The sequence below is a fragment of the Holdemanella sp. MSK.7.32 genome (genome assembly GCF_024460475.1).
GTDB lineage: Bacteria > Bacillota_I > Bacilli_A > Erysipelotrichales > Erysipelotrichaceae > Holdemanella.
This window is the reverse complement of the sequence record NZ_JANFYN010000129.1, coordinates 1-407: the sequence shown is the minus strand read 5'-3', so window position 1 is coordinate 407 and position 407 is coordinate 1. Positions and strand designations below refer to the sequence as shown.

The 407-nt window shown below is 30.5% G+C and carries 1 protein-coding gene; it reads left to right on the top strand.

Translation table 11 applies throughout. The features are described 5' to 3' along the window. Positions 1-162: 162 nt before the first annotated feature. Positions 163-407 (top strand): transposase (locus NE544_RS12110; protein WP_256269509.1); only part of this gene is annotated, 245 nt, incomplete at its 3' end.

Sequence of the window (407 nt, the reverse complement as noted above, 5' to 3'; positions counted from 1 at the left end):
TTTTGGGGCGTTTTTAGTGCCTGCAGCTACATATTTTTTTATTTTCAAGATAATAAATATACTGTATTATTAAAATATAAGATTATTACTGTACGTTTATGTTCTTCATTCAGATATAAATGTCTTTCAGGATTGTATGAATGAAACTCTGATCATTTTGTTTTGAAACACGCGTATAATCACTGTTGTATCGTTTCAAAAGACACAGGAGAAATTACTGTAGAACAGAAAAGAATCAACAATGCACTGTCAGAGAATTGTAATGTGATTATTAAATTAGTTACGAAAGCAGCCAATGGATATCGCAACTGGGAACGATTCAGAAACAGACGTATGTTGATCTTTAAAAAAGGCATTGATTTTGAAATCGACAAGGATAACGGAAGCATTAAAATAGTTGAAAAAAA